Origin of the sequence: Streptomyces albiflavescens (genome assembly GCF_014645835.1) — a bacterium.
Classification (GTDB): domain Bacteria; phylum Actinomycetota; class Actinomycetes; order Streptomycetales; family Streptomycetaceae; genus Streptomyces; species Streptomyces albiflavescens.
This window is the reverse complement of the sequence record NZ_BMMM01000016.1, coordinates 148,795-165,912: the sequence shown is the minus strand read 5'-3', so window position 1 is coordinate 165,912 and position 17,118 is coordinate 148,795. Positions and strand designations below refer to the sequence as shown.

At 69.6% G+C, this 17,118-nt stretch carries 13 protein-coding genes; 12 read left to right on the top strand and 1 reads right to left on the bottom strand.

The annotated features are described in order from the left end of the window. Window positions 1–133: 133 nt before the first annotated feature. The 10 genes from IEY95_RS35580 to IEY95_RS35535 all read left to right on the top strand — a co-directional run bounded on the left by IEY95_RS35580 (window position 134) and on the right by IEY95_RS35535 (window position 14,171). The gene (locus IEY95_RS35580) at window positions 134–1,741 is read left to right on the top strand and encodes a glycosyltransferase family 2 protein (protein ID WP_189190323.1); all 1,608 of its coding nucleotides are present in this window, start codon (window positions 134–136) and stop codon (window positions 1,739–1,741) included. Further along, window positions 1,741–2,724 (top strand): glycoside hydrolase family 26 protein, encoded by a 984-nt coding sequence (locus IEY95_RS35575; RefSeq protein WP_189190322.1) that lies wholly within the window; start codon window positions 1,741–1,743, stop codon window positions 2,722–2,724. Before IEY95_RS35580 ends, IEY95_RS35575 begins: the two co-directional genes overlap by 1 nt. Beyond that, a complete protein-coding gene (locus IEY95_RS35570) occupies window positions 2,721–4,334 on the top strand; it encodes an ArnT family glycosyltransferase (protein ID WP_229703585.1) in 1,614 nt (537 codons plus the stop codon). Before IEY95_RS35575 ends, IEY95_RS35570 begins: the two co-directional genes overlap by 4 nt. After that, window positions 4,331–5,845, top strand: coding sequence for a glycosyltransferase family 39 protein (locus IEY95_RS35565; RefSeq protein WP_189190320.1), 1,515 nt, complete (start codon window positions 4,331–4,333; stop codon window positions 5,843–5,845). The genes IEY95_RS35570 and IEY95_RS35565 overlap by 4 nt, the downstream gene beginning before the upstream one ends. Window positions 5,846–6,092: 247 nt before the next feature. Beyond that, window positions 6,093–7,709 (top strand): glycosyltransferase family 2 protein, encoded by a 1,617-nt coding sequence (locus tag IEY95_RS35560; RefSeq protein WP_229703584.1) that lies wholly within the window; start codon window positions 6,093–6,095, stop codon window positions 7,707–7,709. Further along, window positions 7,706–8,713, top strand: a complete 1,008-nt coding sequence (locus IEY95_RS35555) for a glycoside hydrolase family 26 protein (RefSeq protein ID WP_189190319.1) — start codon at window positions 7,706–7,708, stop codon at window positions 8,711–8,713. Before IEY95_RS35560 ends, IEY95_RS35555 begins: the two co-directional genes overlap by 4 nt. Next, entirely contained in the window at window positions 8,710–10,479 is a 1,770-nt protein-coding gene (locus IEY95_RS35550; protein WP_189190318.1) for a glycosyltransferase family 39 protein, read from the top strand. Before IEY95_RS35555 ends, IEY95_RS35550 begins: the two co-directional genes overlap by 4 nt. Next, entirely contained in the window at window positions 10,476–12,071 is a 1,596-nt protein-coding gene (locus tag IEY95_RS35545) for a glycosyltransferase family 39 protein (protein WP_229703583.1), read from the top strand. The genes IEY95_RS35550 and IEY95_RS35545 overlap by 4 nt, the downstream gene beginning before the upstream one ends. Before the next feature lie 39 nt (window positions 12,072–12,110). Further along, window positions 12,111–13,415, top strand: a complete 1,305-nt coding sequence (locus tag IEY95_RS35540; protein WP_189190317.1) for a UDP-glucose dehydrogenase family protein — start codon at window positions 12,111–12,113, stop codon at window positions 13,413–13,415. 3 nt (window positions 13,416–13,418) lie between these two features. Further along, complete coding sequence (locus IEY95_RS35535; RefSeq protein ID WP_189190316.1) at window positions 13,419–14,171, top strand: polyprenol monophosphomannose synthase; 753 nt, start codon at window positions 13,419–13,421, stop codon at window positions 14,169–14,171. A 31-nt stretch (window positions 14,172–14,202) separates the two neighbouring features. Here the strand turns inward: IEY95_RS35535 and IEY95_RS35530 are convergent, their stop codons facing one another. Next, a complete protein-coding gene (locus tag IEY95_RS35530) occupies window positions 14,203–15,090 on the bottom strand; it encodes a hypothetical protein (protein ID WP_189190315.1) in 888 nt (295 codons plus the stop codon). Between the two features lie 74 nt (window positions 15,091–15,164). On the opposite strand from IEY95_RS35530, the gene IEY95_RS35525 reads away from it, so the two are divergent. Together IEY95_RS35525 and rplM are read left to right on the top strand one after the other, a co-directional pair. Continuing rightward, on the top strand, window positions 15,165–16,415 hold the full coding sequence (locus tag IEY95_RS35525; protein ID WP_189190314.1) for a glycosyltransferase family 87 protein: 1,251 nt from the start codon (window positions 15,165–15,167) through the stop codon (window positions 16,413–16,415). A gap of 252 nt (window positions 16,416–16,667) precedes the next feature. Further along, window positions 16,668–17,111, top strand: a complete 444-nt coding sequence (gene rplM / locus IEY95_RS35520; protein WP_189190313.1) for a 50S ribosomal protein L13 — start codon at window positions 16,668–16,670, stop codon at window positions 17,109–17,111. The last annotated feature ends 7 nt before the right edge of the window (window positions 17,112–17,118 follow it).

Here is a 17,118-nt window from a genome sequence, read left to right as displayed (position 1 = left end):
TAAGAGTTCCCAGTAGTTCGGGTTAAGTGTGGATTCTGGCTGGTCGTGCCGTCGCGGCGGTACACGGAACCCCGCCTAGATTTCCCGGCACGCCGCCTCGTCCGGTGCGAGGACGGCGGTCTGGGAGACCCCTATGAGTTCAATTGAGGCCGCCCGTGTGGTGAGCCCTGGTACGAGGCGGCAGCCAACCCTTCGGCCTACGGCGAGCAAGCCGGCGTCGGCCGGTCTGCTGCCCGTGCCACCGTCGGACGACGAGAAGTACGCCTACGCCGAACGCCGCTTGGCGGTGCTGACCGTCACCTCGCTCGTCAGCATCGGCTGCCTGGCGCTGAGTCAGTTCAGGCTGGCCTCTTCCACCCCACTGCTGTGGGTGTTCTCCCCGCTGCTGACCTTCACGGTGCTCTACTACGTGATCTCGCTCCGGGTGAACCTGTTCAGCCGCGATTTCGACCTCGCACAGCATCGAAGACTCGTGGATGACTGGCGCCCCGTCACCTACCCCTCGGTCGACGTCTTCCTGCCGGTGTGCGGTGAGCCGATCGAGGTGCTGCACAACACCTGGACCCATGTGCGGGCGCTCGCGGACCGCTACCCGGGCGTCTGCGAGCCGTTCGTTCTGGACGACTCGGCCAGCCCCGAACTGCGCGCCATGGCCGCCGACTTCGGCTTCCGCTACGACACCCGTACCAACCGCGGCTGGTTCAAGAAGGCCGGCAATCTGCACTTCGGGTTCGATCGCACGGACGGCACGTACATCCTCATCCTCGACGCCGACTTCACGCCGCGCGCGGATCTGCTGGAGGAACTGCTTCCGTACATGGCGGCGGACGAGCGGATCGCCATCGTCCAGTCTCCGCAGTACTTCCGGGTGCTGGACGCGCAGAACTGGATCGAGCGCGGGGCCGGCGCGGTCCAGGAGCTGTTCTACCGGGCCGTACAGGTCTCTCGGCAGAACCATGACGGGGCGATCTGCGTCGGCAGTTGCGCCGTCTACCGGCGCTCGGCGCTGCAGGAGAACGGCGGCACCACCCTCATCGAGCACTCGGAGGACGTGCACACCGGCTTCGACCTGCGACGCCTGGGCTGGGACCTGCGCTATGTGCCGGTCGCACTGTCGGCGGGGGTGTGCCCGGACAGCGCCGACGCCTTCTTCAACCAGCAGTACCGCTGGTGCGCCGGCTCGATGAGCCTGCTGGGCAGCGCGAAGTTCTGGCAGACCAGGCTGAGATTGTCGAGCAGGCTGTGTTATCTGTCGGGCTTCCTCTACTACCTGCACACGGCGCTGTTCACCTTCGCCGCGCCTTTGATCCCGATCGTGCTGCTGCTGGCGTTCCCGGACAAGCCATGCGTCGAGAGCCTCTGGCTGGTCCTGCCCAGCGTCGTCTACACCACGGTCGTGTTCCCGCTGTGGCACCGGGTTCCCTACCGCCTGGAGGCGTGGGCGGTGCGCATGATGTACGGCTGGGCTCATGTCTTTGCGATCTGGGACATCGTGCGGGGGCGGCGGATGGGCTGGCAGGCCACCGGCTCCCGCGGCGCGAGGCGGATCGGCAACAGGCGGCACTGGCTCGGCTTCTGGCTGTGGGGCGGCGGGACGGCGGTGCTCTGGGTGAGCGCGGCGGCCTGGCGCATGGTCACCCTGAACCCCCTCGATTTCGCCCTCCTTCTGTCCTCCGGACTCTTCTACGCGTTGATCGTCGGTCGGGTCCTGCTGCAGCCTCGTGCGATCGGAGCCCGCTGATGCGCGTATCCCGTGCCACCACCGCCCTGTTCATGACCCTCTTCGTCCTCATGTTCGGGGGGACGGCCTGCACGCCGGCCACCACCGCCCACGCCGGCGCGGCGGCATCCGGGGAACTGGCCTATGACGTAAGCCCGTTGCTCCAGCCGCCGAAGAAATACTTCGGGGTCTCCCGGCAGAAGGCCCCCAACTCCATGGAGCCGGTGGACGACTACGCCAGAATGGTCGGCAAGAAGCCGAACCTCATCGCGTACTACGCCGCCTGGGGCGACGGGTTCGACGCCACGGGCGTACGCAACGCCTGGAACTCCGGCGCGCTGACGGTCGTGTCCTGGGAACCAAAGACGATTTCCCTCACCAGGATCGCCGACGGCGTGTCCGACGCGTACATCAAGAAGTACGCGACGGCGGCGCGCCTGCTGAACGTCCCGATCGCGATCAGCTTCGCGGACGAGATGAACGGCGACTGGGAGAAGTGGGGGACCACCGGGACCACCCCCAAGGAGTACGTCAGGGCCTGGCGGCACATCCACGACGTCTTCGAGGACGTCGGCGCGACCAACGTGATCTGGGCCTGGTCGCCCAACATCATCGATCCGACCGGCCGCCACCACGTGGCCCTGAAGCCCTTCTACCCGGGTGAGGGCTATGTCGACTGGGTCGGCCTGATCGGGTACTTCACCGACTGGGACCCGCACACCTTCGAGGGGTTGTTCGGTCCGACCGTGCAGGAGGTGCGCAGGTTCACCAACAAGCCGCTGCTCCTCCTGGAGACGGCGGCCATGCCGGGCGAGCACCGGGCGGGCGACGTTCGTGCTCTCTTCGACGGCGTCTCGGCCGCCCCGGACATCATCGGATTCGCCTGGTTCGACTACAAGGCACGCGCCGAATGGCGACTGTCGGTGAATCCGGACGGCCTTGCCGAGTTCAGGCGCCTCGCCGCGAACGACCTCTACGGCTTCGACGTGCGGAAGGTCGGATGACGCCCGCAGAGCGTGGCCCCCAGGTGATCCCTCCGGTCCCGGCGCAACTCGTCGACCAGTCCGCCCCGGTCGCCCCTGCCTATCGTGTCCCGACGGTCCCGGAGGCGGCCTGGAGTTCGGTGGGCGGCCCTCGGCGCACATGGGTGAGCCGGGCGATCCTGCTGTCCGTCCTGCTGTTCCAGGCGGCACTGTCGCTGCGGCTGCACAACTCCGCCTTCCAGGACGAGGCGCTCTACCTCAGCGCCGGTCATGTGCAGATCCACCATCTGCTGTACGGCACACCCATGGACAAGGGGTACGCGAGCTACTTCTCGGGCTCCCCGCTCCTCTATCCGGTTCTGGCCGCGGCGGTCGACGCCGTGTTCGGACTGGCGGGTGCCCGGCTGCTGAGCCTTTTCTTCATGCTCGGCGCCAACACCCTGGTGTACGCGATGACCCGGCGGATCTTCAGTGAGCGGCCGGCGCTCGCCGCGTCCGCGCTCTACGCGGTGCTCCCATCCACGATGATGCTCGGGAACTTCGCCACCTACGACTCGGCGGCGATCTTCCTGCTCGCCCTGGCGGCCTGGATCGTCGTACGGACCGACCGGGCACCTCTTGTGGCGGTGCTCCCGGCCGCACCCGTCGCGGTCCTCGCAGTCGGCACCAAGTACGCCGCCGGGCTCTTTCTGCCGACGCTTTTCGCACTCGCCGTACTCATCGCCTGGCCGCACCGCGGCAGGTCGAGCCTCGTACGTGCCGGGTGGCTCCTGATCGGTGTGGCCGTTCCGATCATCGCCGTGCTCTGCTACAGCGACGTACTCGCAGGTGTGCGCAAGACCACCACCGCACGTCAGCACGGCCAGGACGGGCCGGTGGAGCTGCTCTGGCTGAGCGCTGTCTGGGGCGGGCTGATGTTCCTGACCGCGTGCTTCGGCGCCATCGCGTATGCCCGCCGGGGCAGGATGAGCGAAGCGCCGCAGGCAGCGCGCCTCGGTGCGCCGGGCGGCGTCTGGCGGACCCTGCTGGGTCTGCTGCTGTGCGGCACCGCGCTGCTCGCCCCGCTCTACCAGATCCACCTGGCCGCCGCCATCTCGCTCAACAAGCACGTGGGATTCGGCCTGCTGTTCGCCGCGCCCATGGCCGGTGTCGGACTGACCCGGCTCGTGGGCGCGCACTTCCGGTTTCCCCAGCTCGCCTGTGTCCTGTGGGTCGCCACGCTCTGTGTGGGGCTGACCAAGTCGGCCGAGTGGTTCAGCTCGCGACCCGATATGAGTCAGGTCAACGCGCTGCTCAGGCAGCACGTCACCCCGGGCGCGGGCCACTACCTCGCCGAGACGCCCGACGTGCCCGCGTACTACCTGCGCGACATCACCAAGCCGACCCAGTGGTCGTCGCTCTACTACATCGCTTACAAGGACGCCCACGGCACCGTCCACCAGGGCCGGGACGGCTATCGCAAGGCGCTGGCCGACGGCTGGTTCGATCTGGTCGTGCTCGACGGGGTCGCCAAGCCGGACATGAACCCCGTGATCACCGAGGCCGTGCGCAGAAGTGGCCACTACCGCCTGCTGGCCACCTTGCCGTACGCCGGGAACAGCGGCAGCTTTCGGATCTGGGTGAAGCAATGACCTCCTCGACCACGGATCTCGCCGTCTGCCGGCCCCGTACAGCCGGGACCGAAGCCACCGACCGGTCGGCGCGCGACCGGTGGGCTCCGCTCCTCGTCTTCCTGCTGCCCGCGGCCGCCGCGGGGGCCTGCGTCGTGCCCGGCATCGGACATCGCCAACTGTGGCGCGACGAACACTGCACCTGGTGGGCGTCCTCGATCAGGTATACGGACCTGGGCCTTCTGGTCGAGCACATCGACGTGGTCTTCGCGCCCTTCTACGCGGCGATGCACATCTGGATCGCCCTTGTCGGCTCCTCGCCGACCGCCCTGCGGCTGCCCGAGGCGCTGGCCATGGCGGCGTCGGCGGGGCTGCTGGGACTTCTCGGGCGGCAGCTGTTCACCCCCCGCGCCGGGATGCTGGCGGGCCTGCTGTTCGCCGTGGTCCCGACGGTCACGCGGTACGGTCAGGAGGCGCGCCCCTACGCCTTCGCGATGCTCTTCTCCCTGCTCGCGACGCTTCTGCTGCTGCGGGCCCTGGAGCGGCCGACGCTCAAGATCTGGACGTTCTACACGCTGGCGATCGCCCTGACCGGGCTCAGCCATCTGGTGGCTCTCAGCGTGGTGGCGGCTCACGCCGCGGTGGTGGTGAGAGCCAGGCGCGGCGGCCACCACTTCGTTTACTGGGCGTTCGGCTGCGCCATGGTGATGGGCACTTCCGTGCTCGTCCCGACGATGGTCAAGGGCTCGGGTCAGGCCGGCCAGATCGCATGGAACGACGCGACCGTGCAGGACCTGGCCAGGTACCCGACGGACCTGTTCGGGTCCTGGTTCGCCGGCACCGTGGTGATGGGGCTCGGAGTCGTCGGGCTGCTGATGACCCGTCACAAAGCGGTCATGCCGGCGGTCTGGGCCGTGCTGCCGCCTGCTGTGACCTTCCTCACGTCCGACCGGCTCCATCTCTTCCTGCCCAGGTATCTGCTGTTCACCGTCCCGGCCTGGCTGCTGCTCGCGGTGGCCGGTGCCGACCTGTGTGCGGAGAGGCTGATCCGCGTGTGCCGGGCGAGGACGGCGGGCTGGGTGCTGGTGACCGGGGCCGTGGCCGGGTTCGCGTTCCAGGTGTTCCCCGCGGTCGCGACGGCCCGTCAGGATCTCCTGGGCGAGCCCGACTACGCGGGCGCGGGACGCATCGTGAGGACCGGGGAGCGCCCCGGTGACGGCATCGTCTTCAACGGAGAGCTCGGGGAGCGCAAGGCCATGGCATACGAGCTTCGTGGGGGCGCCCGTCCCAAGGATGTCCTGATGAGGCTGACGCCTCAGCAGATCGGTTGGTATGCGGCGTCCGAGTGCGGCGAGCCCGGGACGTGCCTGGCCGACGGTCGGCGCCTGTGGCTGGTGTCGACGGCGAAGGGCGACCCGCGCTTCCGGATGAGGAAGAGCACGGCCGCCGTGCTGGCCGCGCGGTACACGGTGGTGCGCACCCAGCGGCTGCACAACGTGACGGTCCAGCTCCTGGAGCGACGAAGCAGCTGACCAGGGAAATTTCGCGCTCGTCCGGTGTGCGTGGCGTGAAACCCGTTAGTTACCTGTAATTTCCACGCAGATTACTCTCATGTCGGGACTTACCCGGCGTACGTCACTTGTTGAGCCTTACATCATTCTTGCCCCTCGGATAGCCTTTCGTCTCTCGACCCCGCGTTCTGTGCGGGGTCGTCAGGGGTGGGGGTTACACGGGTCATCGGCCCGGAGGGTGGGAATGTCATCAATTGACTCTGCCCGCATGGCTGGAGCGGCAGGCGCTGGGGGGCGCAGGGCCGCACGGCACGGAGGACGGCGTGGCGGTGCCGACCAGGCACCGCTCGGGCTGCTGCCCGCGCCGCCCTCGCATGCGGAGAAGTACTCGTACGTGAAGCGGCGCCTGTGGGTGCTGACGCTGGCGTCGGTCGTCAGCTTCGGCTGTCTGACCGTCAGTCAGATCGCGCTCACGCAGGCCAGCCCGCTGATGTGGGTCTTCGCGCCGCCGCTCGCCTTCACGGTGGTCTATTACCTGGTGTCGCTGCGCGTGAACGGCTTCACGCGGGACTTCGACTTCGCGTACCACCAGGAGCTGGTACGCGGCTGGCGCCCGGCGGTCTACCCGACCGTCGACGTCTTCCTGCCGGTGTGCGGCGAGCCCATCGAGGTGCTGCACAACACCTGGACGCACGTACGGCAGCTGGCCGACCGCTATCCCGGGCGGTGCGTGCCCTTCGTCCTCGACGACGGGGCGAGCCCGGAACTGGCCGCGATGGCCGCCGCCTTCGGGTTCCGCTACGGCACCCGGGAGAACCGCGGCTGGTTCAAGAAGGCCGGCAATCTGCACTACGGCTTCGGTCAGTCGGACGGCAAGTACATCCTCATCCTCGACGCCGACTTCACGCCGCGCTCCGACCTCCTGGAGGAGCTGCTGCCGTACATGGAGGCGGACGAGCGCGTCGGCATCATCCAGTCGCCGCAGTACTTCCGGGTGCTCGACTCGCAGAACTGGATCGAGCGGGGCGCGGGGGCCGTACAGGAGCTCTTCTACCGTTCCGTGCAGGTGTCGCGGCAGGGGAGCGACGGCGCGATATGCGTCGGCTCCTGTGCCATCTACCGGCGGGCCGCCCTCGACACCAACGGCGGTACGACGCTGATCGAGCACTCCGAGGACGTGCACACCGGGTTCGACCTGCGCGGGCTCGGATGGGACCTGAAGTACGTGCCCGTAGCGCTGTCGACCGGGGTGTGCCCGGACACCGCGGGCGCCTTCTTCAACCAGCAGTACCGCTGGTGCTCGGGCTCGATGTCGCTGCTCGGCAGCAAGAAGTTCTGGGACGCGCCCATCCGTTTCTCCAGCCGGCTCTGCTACATGTCCGGGTTCTTCTACTACATCCACACCGCGCTGTTCACCTTCGTGGCGCCGCTGGTGCCGATCGTCCTGCTGCTCGCCAGCCCGGAGATGCTCCAGGTCAAGCACCTGGTGTGGGTGCTGCCCAGCATCGTCTACACGACCATGATCTTCCCGATGTGGCACAAGGCGCCCTACCGGCTGGAGGCCTGGTCGGCGCGGATGATGTACGGCTGGGCGCACGTCTTCGCCATCTGGGACATCCTGCGCAAGCAGCGCATGGGCTGGCAGCCGACCGGGTCCAAGGGCGCGAAGAAGAACAAGACCCGGCGGTTCTGGCTGGGGCTGTGGATCTGGAGCGGCGGGACCGCCGTGATCTGGGTCGGCACCGCCGTGTACCGGCTGTTCACCGGCTACCCGCCCGACTTCGCCCTCGTCCTGTCCTCCGGGCTGTTCTACGCGCTGGTCGTCGCCCGTGCGCTGATCCAGCCCAAGGAGCATCACACCGCCACCGCAGGTGACACCGCATGATCCGCAAGACGCTGCTCCCGCTGGCACTGGTGCTGATGGCCCTGACGGGGGTCTCCGGCTGCGGCCTGTTCGGGGGCGACGGCGACCCCGCCGCCGACGCCGCCCGCGAGCCGTCCGCCGACTCCTCCGCGCGGGCCGCGCAGCAGCTGCCGTACGACGTCAAGCCGTTGCTGCACCCCGCCAAGAAGTACTTCGGGGTCGCCGTGGACGGCGCGCCCAGCTCGATGAAGCCCGTGGACGCCTTCGCCAAGACCGTCGGCAAGCAGCCGAACATGGTCGGGTCGTACTCGTCGTGGGGCGACGGCTTCAACGCCGAAGGCGCGCAGAACGTCTTCGAGGACGGCGGGCTGCTGTACGTCTCGTGGGAGCCGTTCAAGCCCGGCCTCGACAAGATCGCGGACGGCTCGCAGGACTCGTACATCAAGAAGTTCGCGGCGAGTGTCCGTAAGACCGATGTGCCCGTCGCGATCAGCTTCGGGCACGAGATGAACGGTCACTGGTACCCGTGGGGGACCAAGGACACGACGCCCCGGACCTTTGTGAAGGCGTGGCGGCACATCCACGACCTCTTCCAGGAGGAGGGCGCGACCAACGTCGTCTGGGTGTGGAGCCCGAATGTCGTCAACCCCGTGCCGACCGTCCAGCTCAAGCCGTACTGGCCCGGTGACGCGTATGTCGACTGGGTCGGGATCGTCGGCTACTGGACGACGACCGGCGCCCACACCTTCGACACCCTGTACGGGCCGACGAGGCGGCAGGTGGCCACGTTCACCGACAAGCCGGTGCTGATCAGCGAGACCGCGGCGGAGCCCGGGGAGCGGCGGCGCGCCGATGTGCGCGGGCTGCTCGGCGGGGTCGAGGAGAACGAGGACGTCATCGGCTTCCTCTGGTTCAACATTCCCAAGCGGGCCGACTGGCGGATCCAGAGCAGTCCGCTGGCCCTGGCCGAGTTCAAGCGCCTGATCGCCGACGACGCCTTTGGATTCGAGGTGCCGCGGTCATGAGTGGTGAGCAGGAGTACGGGCTGCGGCACGGACAGGAGTACTGGCAGGAGCGGGGTGCGCAGGCGCAGCAGGCCGCGCCCGCCCCGCAATCTCAAGAATCGTTTCTGCAATATCCGGGCGGGCAGCAGTCGGGCTACCAGCAGCAGCCGGGCCAGCAGCAGCCGGGCCAGCAGCAGTCGGGCTACCAGCAGCCGGGCCAGCAGCAGCCGGGCCAGCAGCAGTCGGGCTACCAGCAGCCGGGCCAGCAGCAGCCGGGCCAAGGCGCCTGGCAGCAGCAGTACCCGCCGTATACGGCCCAGCAGGTCCCCGGCGCCGAGCCCGATGCCGACGCCGACTACTACGTGCCGCACTACACGGTCCTCGAACCGGAGCCCGAGCCCGAACCGGGCTATGTGCTTCCGGAGGTACCCGTCTCCGCCTGGTCGGTCGACAACAGCCGCTCGGCGTGGATCAGCCGCGGTGTGCTGGTGCTGATCCTCCTGGTGCAGGCGGGCCTGTCCTACCGGCTGGACGGGAGCGCCTTCGCGCAGGAGGCGAAGTTCCTGATGTCCGACGGCACCCTCTCCGGGCTGCTGTCGGACGCGGGGCTGACCGGCGCCCGGACGCTGAGCCTGGCCTGGGCGCTGGGCGCGACGGCCCTGCTGTTCGGCGCGACCCGGCTGCTGTTCAACGTGCGGGCCGGTCTCGCGGCCGCCGCGATGTACTCCGTACTGGAGTCGACCGCCTTCACCGGTCGGTACGCCTCTCTGCATTCCCTGTCGCTGTTCTTGCTCGCCGCGGCCCTGTGGCTGCTGGCCAGGACCCGGCAGTCGAGCCCCGCGGCCGTGCTGGTGGCGGCGCCCTTCGCCGCGCTCGCGCCGTTCGCCGCGTACTCGGCGGCGCTGTACCTGCCCTCGCTGACGGTGCTCGCGGTACTGACCGCCTACCGCTTCCGCGGCGCCGGCGCGTTCGTGCGCGGCGGGCTCTTCGCGGCGGCGACCGGAGCCCTGTGCTTCGTCGGCGTCGCACTGCACGGCATGCCGCACGGCTGGAACGCGCACGCCACCGACAGCGCGGCGAGCCTGCTCAAGGAGAGTGCCGAGTGGGGCGGCGTCGTCCTGTCCGTCGCCGTGATCGGCGCCGTGGGCTTTGCCCGCCGGGCCCGGATGGGCGAGATGCCCTGGGCCGAGGGTTCGGCGCCGGGGACGATCCGTCGGTCGGCGCTGGGCCTGACCATGTGCGCCACCGCGCTGCTCGCCCCGCTCTACCAGGCCTACCTGGGCAACGGCAGCTCGCTGCACCTCCACATCGGCTTCGGACTGCTCTTCGCGGTACCCATGGCGGGCCTCGGCATCTCCCGGATGATGGGCGCCCACTTCCGGTACCCGCAGATCGGCATCATGATCTACGTCGCCGCGCTGGTCGTGGGCATGGCGCAGACGCGGGAGCTGTACCGGCCGCCGGACTCGGCCGCCATGATCGGTGCACTGCGTGAGGTCGTGGCCGAAAAGGGCGCCAAGGGGAGCTATCTCAGCGACGAGCCCGAGATCTCCGCGTACTACCTGCGGGCCCACACCGACCCGGGCCAGTGGCACCTGGCCGGGCGCGGGACCGCGCTGACGGCCGCCGTGAAGAAGGGCTCGTACGACGCGATCGTGCTGCGGGCCGCCTCCGTGCCCGACGAGCTGCGCGGCAACGCGCACTACCGGCTGCTGGCCGTGCTGCGGCCCGCCGACAAGGACAGCGCCGGCGGGCAGGCACCGTACCGGATCTGGGTGAAGCGATGACGGCGGCGTACACACCGGACGAGGCGATGACGGCGGGGTACCCACCGGGCGAGGCGATGACGGCGCACGCGCAGGCTCCGGGGGCTGATCGCGCGGAGCCCGAGACCGAGGGGCGCGCGGCCAGACGCCGTGCCGAGAGGGGCGGAAAGGGCGCCGCGCTGCTCGTCTTCGCGGTGCCGGCACTGGTCGCGCTCGCCTGTGTGCTGCCGGGTCTCGGCAAGCGCCAGCTCTGGCGCGACGAGCACGCCACCTGGTGGGCCTCCTCGCTGTCGTGGCACTTCCTCGGGCGGCTCATCGAGAACATCGACGTCGTCTTCACTCCGTACTACGCGGGCATGCATCTGTGGATCGCGGTGGCCGGTGACTCACCTGCCATGCTGCGGCTGCCCGAGGCACTGGCCATGGGGGTCTCGGCCGGTCTGGTCGGGCTCCTCGGGCGGCGGATGTTCGCCGTGCGGACCGGGCTGCTGGCCGGGCTGCTGTTCGCGCTGGTTCCGGCGATCACGCGGTACGGGCAGGAGACACGGCCCTACGCCTTCGCGACCCTCTTCGCGCTGCTCGCCACGCTGCTCCTGCTGCGCGCTCTGGAGAAGCCGAGCCTGCGGGACTGGACCCTGTACGCGCTGGCGATCGCGGCGACCGGATTCGGCCACCTGGTCGCGATGTCCGTGATCGCCGGGCATCTGGGCCTGGTCGTACTGGCGAAGAAGCGCGGCGACCGGATCGCGCACTACGCCTTCGCGGGCGCCGCGCTGCTCGGGCTGTCGATCACCTTGCCGATGGTGGCGCAAGGATCGGGACAGAGCGGGCAGATAGCGTGGAACGACACCACAGCCGATGACCTGATCGACTTCCCGGAGAAGCTGTTCGGGTCGTGGATCACCGGCGGAGCCGTGATGGGCCTCGGCCTGCTCGGACTGCTGGTGGCCCGCCGCTACGCGCTGCTGCTCGGAGCCTGGGCCGTACTGCCGCCCGTGCTGACCTTCCTGACGGCCGATCAGCTGCACCTCTTCCTGCCGCGCTACCTCCTCTTCACCATTCCGGCATGGACGCTTCTGGTGGCCGCCGCGGTCACCCGGATCGCCGGGCGGCTCGACCCGGAGGCCCGTCCGGGCGCCGGTGCGAAGGCCTTCGGCGGGCTGCTGGTGGCGGCCGTCGTCGCCGGGTACGCCTTCGTGGCGTGGCCCGCGATCGGCGACGCCAAGAAGGACCTGCCGGACGAGCCGGACTACGCGGGTGCGGCCGATGTGATCGCGTCCGGCGAGCGGTCCGGCGACGGAATGATCTTCAACGGCGGGATGTCGGAACGCCGCGCCATGGCGTACGAACTGCGGGACCGCGAGGCCCCCAGGGACGTCCTCATGGAGTGGACCCCGCAGCAGAACGGCTCGTACGGCGCCAGTGAGTGCAAGCAGCCGGCCCGCTGTCTCAAGGGCGTCGACCGGATCTGGCTGGTCTCCACGATCAGCGACGGCCGCCCGCTGCTGACGGGCGCCGACGACAGGACGGCCGCGGCGATCGAGAAGGACTTCAAGGCCGCGCGCACGGTGAAGCTGCACCACGTCGTCGTCCAGGTGCTGGAACGCACGTAACGGCCCGACCGGAACATGAAGGTTAAGGAGGCCGCCCGTATGCGGCTCACAGTCATCGGCACCGGCTATCTCGGTGCCACCCACGCCGCCTGCATGGCGGAGCTCGGGCACGAGGTGCTCGGCGTCGACGTCGACCCCGACAAGGTGGCCGCGCTGGGCGCCGGGCGGGTGCCGTTCCACGAGCCGGGGCTCGGCGAGCTCGTCCGGAAGCACCTCGCCTCCGGGCGGCTGCGCTTCACCACTTCCTACGAGGAGGCGGCGGCGTTCGCCCAGGTGCACTTCGTGTGTGTCGGAACGCCACAGCTGAAGGACTCCGAGGGCGCCGACCTCACGTACGTCGACGCGGCGTTCGCGGCGATCGCAGGGCACGCCTCGGCCGGCGCGCTGCTCGTCGGCAAGTCGACCGTGCCGGTGGGGACGGCCCGGCGGCTCGCGGACACGCACCCCGTGGAGATTGCCTGGAACCCCGAGTTCCTGCGCGAGGGCTTCGCCGTCGAGGACACGCTGCGGCCCGACCGGCTGGTGTTCGGCGTCGAGTCGGAGCGCGCGGAAACAATCCTCCGTGCGGTGTACGCCCCCGTCCTCGCCGCCGGGACCCCGCTCGTCACCGCCGACTTCCCGACCGCCGAGCTGGTCAAGACGGCCGCCAATGCCTTTCTCGCCACCAAGATCTCGTTCATCAACGCGATGGCGGAGGTGTGCGAGGCGGCGGGCGGCGATGTATCCGTACTGGCCGAGGCCATCGGCCACGACGAGCGGATCGGACGCACGTTCCTGCGTGCGGGCGTCGGCTTCGGGGGCGGCTGTCTGCCCAAGGACATCCGTGCCTTCGCGCACCGCGCCGACGAACTCGGCGTCTCGCTCGGCTTCCTGCGCGAGGTCGACGCGATCAACATGCGGCGCCGGGACAAGGTCGTCGACCTCGCGCGCGAGCTGTGCGGGGGAGGAGTGCTCGGCGCGCGGATCGCCGTCCTGGGCGCCGCCTTCAAGCCGGACTCGGACGACATCCGCGACTCGCCCGCGCTGAACGTGGCCGCGCGCCTCGGGCTCGACGGCGCCGACGTCACGGTCTACGACCCCGAGGCGATGGACAACGCCCGCAAGGCGTATCCGCTCCTCGGGTACGCGGTCTCGCCCGAGGAAGCGCTGCGCGGCGCCGATCTCGTGCTGCATCTGACCGAGTGGCCGCGGTTTCGTGAACTGGACCCCGGGCGGCTCGTGTCACTGGTCTCCCGTCCGCGGATCGTGGACGGCAGGGGGGTGCTCGACGCGGACCGCTGGACCGCGGCGGGCTGGCATTTCCGGGCGCTGGGACGGCCCGCGCCCGTAGGGGAGGGGAAGTAGGACATGACGTACGACGTGGGGGCCGACACCGCGGTCACCGTGGTGATGCCCACGTACAACGAGGCGGCGAATCTGCCCCGGATGGCCGAGGCGGTCCTTCAACTGCCGCTCACCGGACTGCACTTGAAGATCGTGGACGACTCCAGCCCGGACGGCACCGGGCGGATCGCCGAGGAGCTCGCCGAGAAGTACAACGCCGACGGGCAGCGCCGGATGAGCGTGCTGCACCGGACCGAGAAGGACGGTCTGGGGCGGGCGTACACGGCCGGGATGAGCGCCGCGCTCGACGAGGGAGCCGCGTACGTCGTGCAGATGGACGCGGACGGCAGCCACCCCGTGGACGCGGTGCCCCGGATGCTCGGCACGGCCGTGGCCACCGGCGTGGGGCTCGTCATCGGCAGCCGGTACGTCGAGGGCGGCTCGCTCGACGAGGACTGGGGCGTGCACCGGGTGCTGCTCTCGCGCTTCGCGAACGGCTACGCCCGAGCCGTGCTCGGCACCAAGATCCGGGACATCACGGCCGGGTTCAACCTCTGGTCGGCCACGACCCTGCGCGATGTCGACCTGGCCACGCTGGACAGCGCCGGCTACAGCTTCCAGGTCGAGCTCAAGTACAAGGCCGTACGCGCCGGACACAGCGCCGTGGAGATCCCGATCCGCTTCGAGGAGCGGACCGAGGGGGTCTCCAAGATGACGCTGCGTACGCAGCTGGAGTCGGCGGTGGTGCCGATCCGGCTGCGGTTGAAGCACAAGTAGTGGCGCAGTCCCTCGGGCGGCGGCGGCCTGGTTACTCGTTTGCCGCCGCCGACGCCTGGGCCTCGCCGCGCCTGTGGATCTGCCGGAAGGTGAACTCGGCGATGTCGTCGCCGTTCGTGAAGACCTTGGTGTCCTTCGGCGTCACGTCCTTGCCGTTGGTGAACCCGGCGAGCGTGAAGTAGGCGTAGCGGCCGTAGGAGTTGGTGGTCGAGCGGCAGACTGCGGAGTCGCAGAAGGGCTTGACGCCGTTGCCGGACAGGGAGGCGACGATGCTCTTCTTGTCCGCCTGGCCCTTGGCCTTGGTCGCCTGCGCCTCGGTGTCGAAGACGGCCACGCCGACCGTCACCGCGACACCGTCCTTGGTGTAGGTGACGCGCAGGAAGCGCGTGCAGTCGTTCTTTCTGAGGACCGCAAGGAGGGTGTTCTTCGCGGCCGAGGCGCAGTTCTTCGTGTCGGCCGTCGGACCCTTGCGGTAGACGCGGTCGCCCATCGTCAGCTGCGTACCCGGGAAGAGGATGTCCGGGCTGAGCGGTGCCGTGTCCTTCTTCGCGCTGGATATGAAGTCCCTGGGGTCCAGCGGGGGAGGGGCCGAGGTCGGCGCGAACGACGGCGCCGGCGCGGTGGTGTCGCTCGGGATGGTCGCGGTGGCGGGCAGATTGGAGGGCTCGTTCGAGGCCTGGTTGTCCCCGTTCGCGGACACCACGGCCACGGCGACGGCCGCGCCGACCGCGACCGTGGCGAGCGCTCCGCCGCCGATGAACAGCAGCCTGCGGCGTTTGTTGCGCGACTCGGACGCCTCGGCGAGTGCCGCCCAGTCAGGCGTCCGATCGACGGTCTGGTTGCCCCATTGAGACTGCTGAGAACCCGGCTTCCAGGGATCCCACGGGGGCTGCCCCTGCCCACCCTGCCCATAACTCATGCGCCGCATCTTAGACGGGCGTTGGGGGGTGCCGTTCCGCATCAGAGCGCACTTGAGCCCCTAGCGTGACCTGCATGAACGAGGGCAAAAGTGACATCTCCGGGTGGTTGGTGCGGCGGGCGTCCTGGCATGCGTGGGCGGTGCTGGCCGTGGTGCTGTGCGTCCCGGTCGTCAACGTCGCCCGGAGGAGCTCGGACGGCGGGATGGACAACGCGATCGTCGTCCGGGCGGCCAGGACCTGGCTGGACGGCGGCTCGCCGTACGCCGACCCGCACTTCCTCTATCTGCCCGGCGCGGTGCTCGCGGCGGTGCCGCAGGCGCTGCTACCGCTCGCCGCTCTGCGGGTGCTCGTGCCGCTGGGGGTGACCGGGCTGCTGGCGGCGGGCTGGGGCTGCGCGCTGCGCATCCACGGGATCGCGTGGCGCAGCCGCTTCGCCGTGCTCGGGCTCACCGGGCTCGCGCTGGGCTTCGCGCCCTTCGGTCATCTGGTGACGCTCGGCAACTGGACCGTGACGGCGGCGGTCGCGCTGCCGCTGGGGTTGCTGTGCGCGGTGCGGGGGCGGTGGGTCGCGGCGGGGGTGGTGATCGGCGCCGCGATCGTCCTGAAGCCGCTGCTCGCGCCGGTGGCGCTGCTCTTCGTCTTCGCCCGGGAGTGGCGGGGGCTCGGCGCCCTCGCGCTGGTGCCCGCGGTGGTCTCCGGTGGGGCGGCGCTGCTGATGCCCGATCCTGCGGGGTTTGTCACACGGACGCTGCCGTTCCTGCTGCGGGGGCACGACAGATTCGTGCGACTGTACGAGGCGTCGCCGGGGGCGGTGCTGGCGCGGCTCGGGGTGCCGCCATCGGTGGCGAGTCTGTTCGCCGTGGCCGCCGCGGGGTGCGGGGTGTGGTGCGCGTACCGGCGCTGGTGTCGTGCGGAGGCCGGGGCGCTGCGGCTGGTCGAGACCGCCGTGCTGCTGATGCTCTCGGCGTTCTTGGTGTCCCGGCCGTCGTACGACCACTATCTGCTGGTGGTGGTGCCGCTGCTGCTCGCGGGGGTGCCGTTTCCGGGCTCGGTGGCCCGCGGCCCGTGGTTCTGGCTCGCGCTGGTGCCGCAGGTGCCGGGGTTCACCTGGCCCTGGCTGGAGCCGGTGACCCGACGGGCGTTCCGGGACTGCCTTACCTTGTGTGTGCTGTTCGCCGCGGTGGCCGTGCGGCCGAAGCGGTCCTCGGCGCGGGCACCGATGCGCCGGTCGCCGCAGGCTGTGCCTCCGCGCTCCCAAGCTCTCGACTCCGCTCGGGCAGGGGGGACGCCCGTCGCCCTGCGGGACGACTGCTCGCAGCGATAGCGGCGTCGGTAGCGGCAGCCGTACGCGCTCGACCCGCGTTTTGACCCTTGCGGGGCAGCGCAGGTAGGCTTGCAGTTCGTTATGTGTATTGGCTTGCTCATTCTCACGTGAGGGGCCCTTACACCGGTCCACCGGGGCCGATGACCAGCGACCAGCGTGCGGTATGCGTCACCGCCATGCGGTCAGGGCTGTCGTGATCGTCCGTGGTGGCCATGTCAGGACCCACTCACTGAAGAAGCGAAGGCTACGACCGTGCGTACGTACAGCCCCAAGCCCGGCGACATCACTCGCCAGTGGTACGTCATCGACGCCCAGGATGTCGTCCTGGGCCGTCTGGCGACCACTGCCGCGAACATCCTGCGGGGCAAGCACAAGCCGATCTTTGCCCCCCACGTCGACGCTGGTGACTTCGTCATCATCATCAACGCGGACAAGGTGCACCTGTCCGGCAACAAGAAGACCCAGAAGATGGCTTACCGCCACTCCGGCTACCCGGGTGGTCTGCGCTCCGTCCGTTACGACGAGCTGCTGGCCAAGAACCCCGAGAAGGCCGTCGAGAAGGCCATCAAGGGCATGATCCCCAAGAACTCTCTGGGCCGTCAGGTGCTCTCGAAGCTGAAGGTCTACTCGGGCGACCAGCACCCGCACGCTGCCCAGCAGCCGGTGCCGTTCGAGATCACCCAGGTCGCGCAGTAGTTCCGGC

Coding starts and splice junctions, on each gene's coding strand:
- IEY95_RS35580 (WP_189190323.1), top strand. CDS start 134: ATGAGTTCAATTGAGGCCGCCCGTGTGGTGAGCCCTGGTACGAGGCGG.
- IEY95_RS35575 (WP_189190322.1), top strand. CDS start 1,741: ATGCGCGTATCCCGTGCCACCACCGCCCTGTTCATGACCCTCTTCGTC.
- IEY95_RS35570 (WP_229703585.1), top strand. CDS start 2,721: ATGACGCCCGCAGAGCGTGGCCCCCAGGTGATCCCTCCGGTCCCGGCG.
- IEY95_RS35565 (WP_189190320.1), top strand. CDS start 4,331: ATGACCTCCTCGACCACGGATCTCGCCGTCTGCCGGCCCCGTACAGCC.
- IEY95_RS35560 (WP_229703584.1), top strand. CDS start 6,093: ATGGCTGGAGCGGCAGGCGCTGGGGGGCGCAGGGCCGCACGGCACGGA.
- IEY95_RS35555 (WP_189190319.1), top strand. CDS start 7,706: ATGATCCGCAAGACGCTGCTCCCGCTGGCACTGGTGCTGATGGCCCTG.
- IEY95_RS35550 (WP_189190318.1), top strand. CDS start 8,710: ATGAGTGGTGAGCAGGAGTACGGGCTGCGGCACGGACAGGAGTACTGG.
- IEY95_RS35545 (WP_229703583.1), top strand. CDS start 10,476: ATGACGGCGGCGTACACACCGGACGAGGCGATGACGGCGGGGTACCCA.
- IEY95_RS35540 (WP_189190317.1), top strand. CDS start 12,111: ATGCGGCTCACAGTCATCGGCACCGGCTATCTCGGTGCCACCCACGCC.
- IEY95_RS35535 (WP_189190316.1), top strand. CDS start 13,419: ATGACGTACGACGTGGGGGCCGACACCGCGGTCACCGTGGTGATGCCC.
- IEY95_RS35530 (WP_189190315.1), bottom strand. CDS start 15,090: ATGAGTTATGGGCAGGGTGGGCAGGGGCAGCCCCCGTGGGATCCCTGG.
- IEY95_RS35525 (WP_189190314.1), top strand. CDS start 15,165: ATGAACGAGGGCAAAAGTGACATCTCCGGGTGGTTGGTGCGGCGGGCG.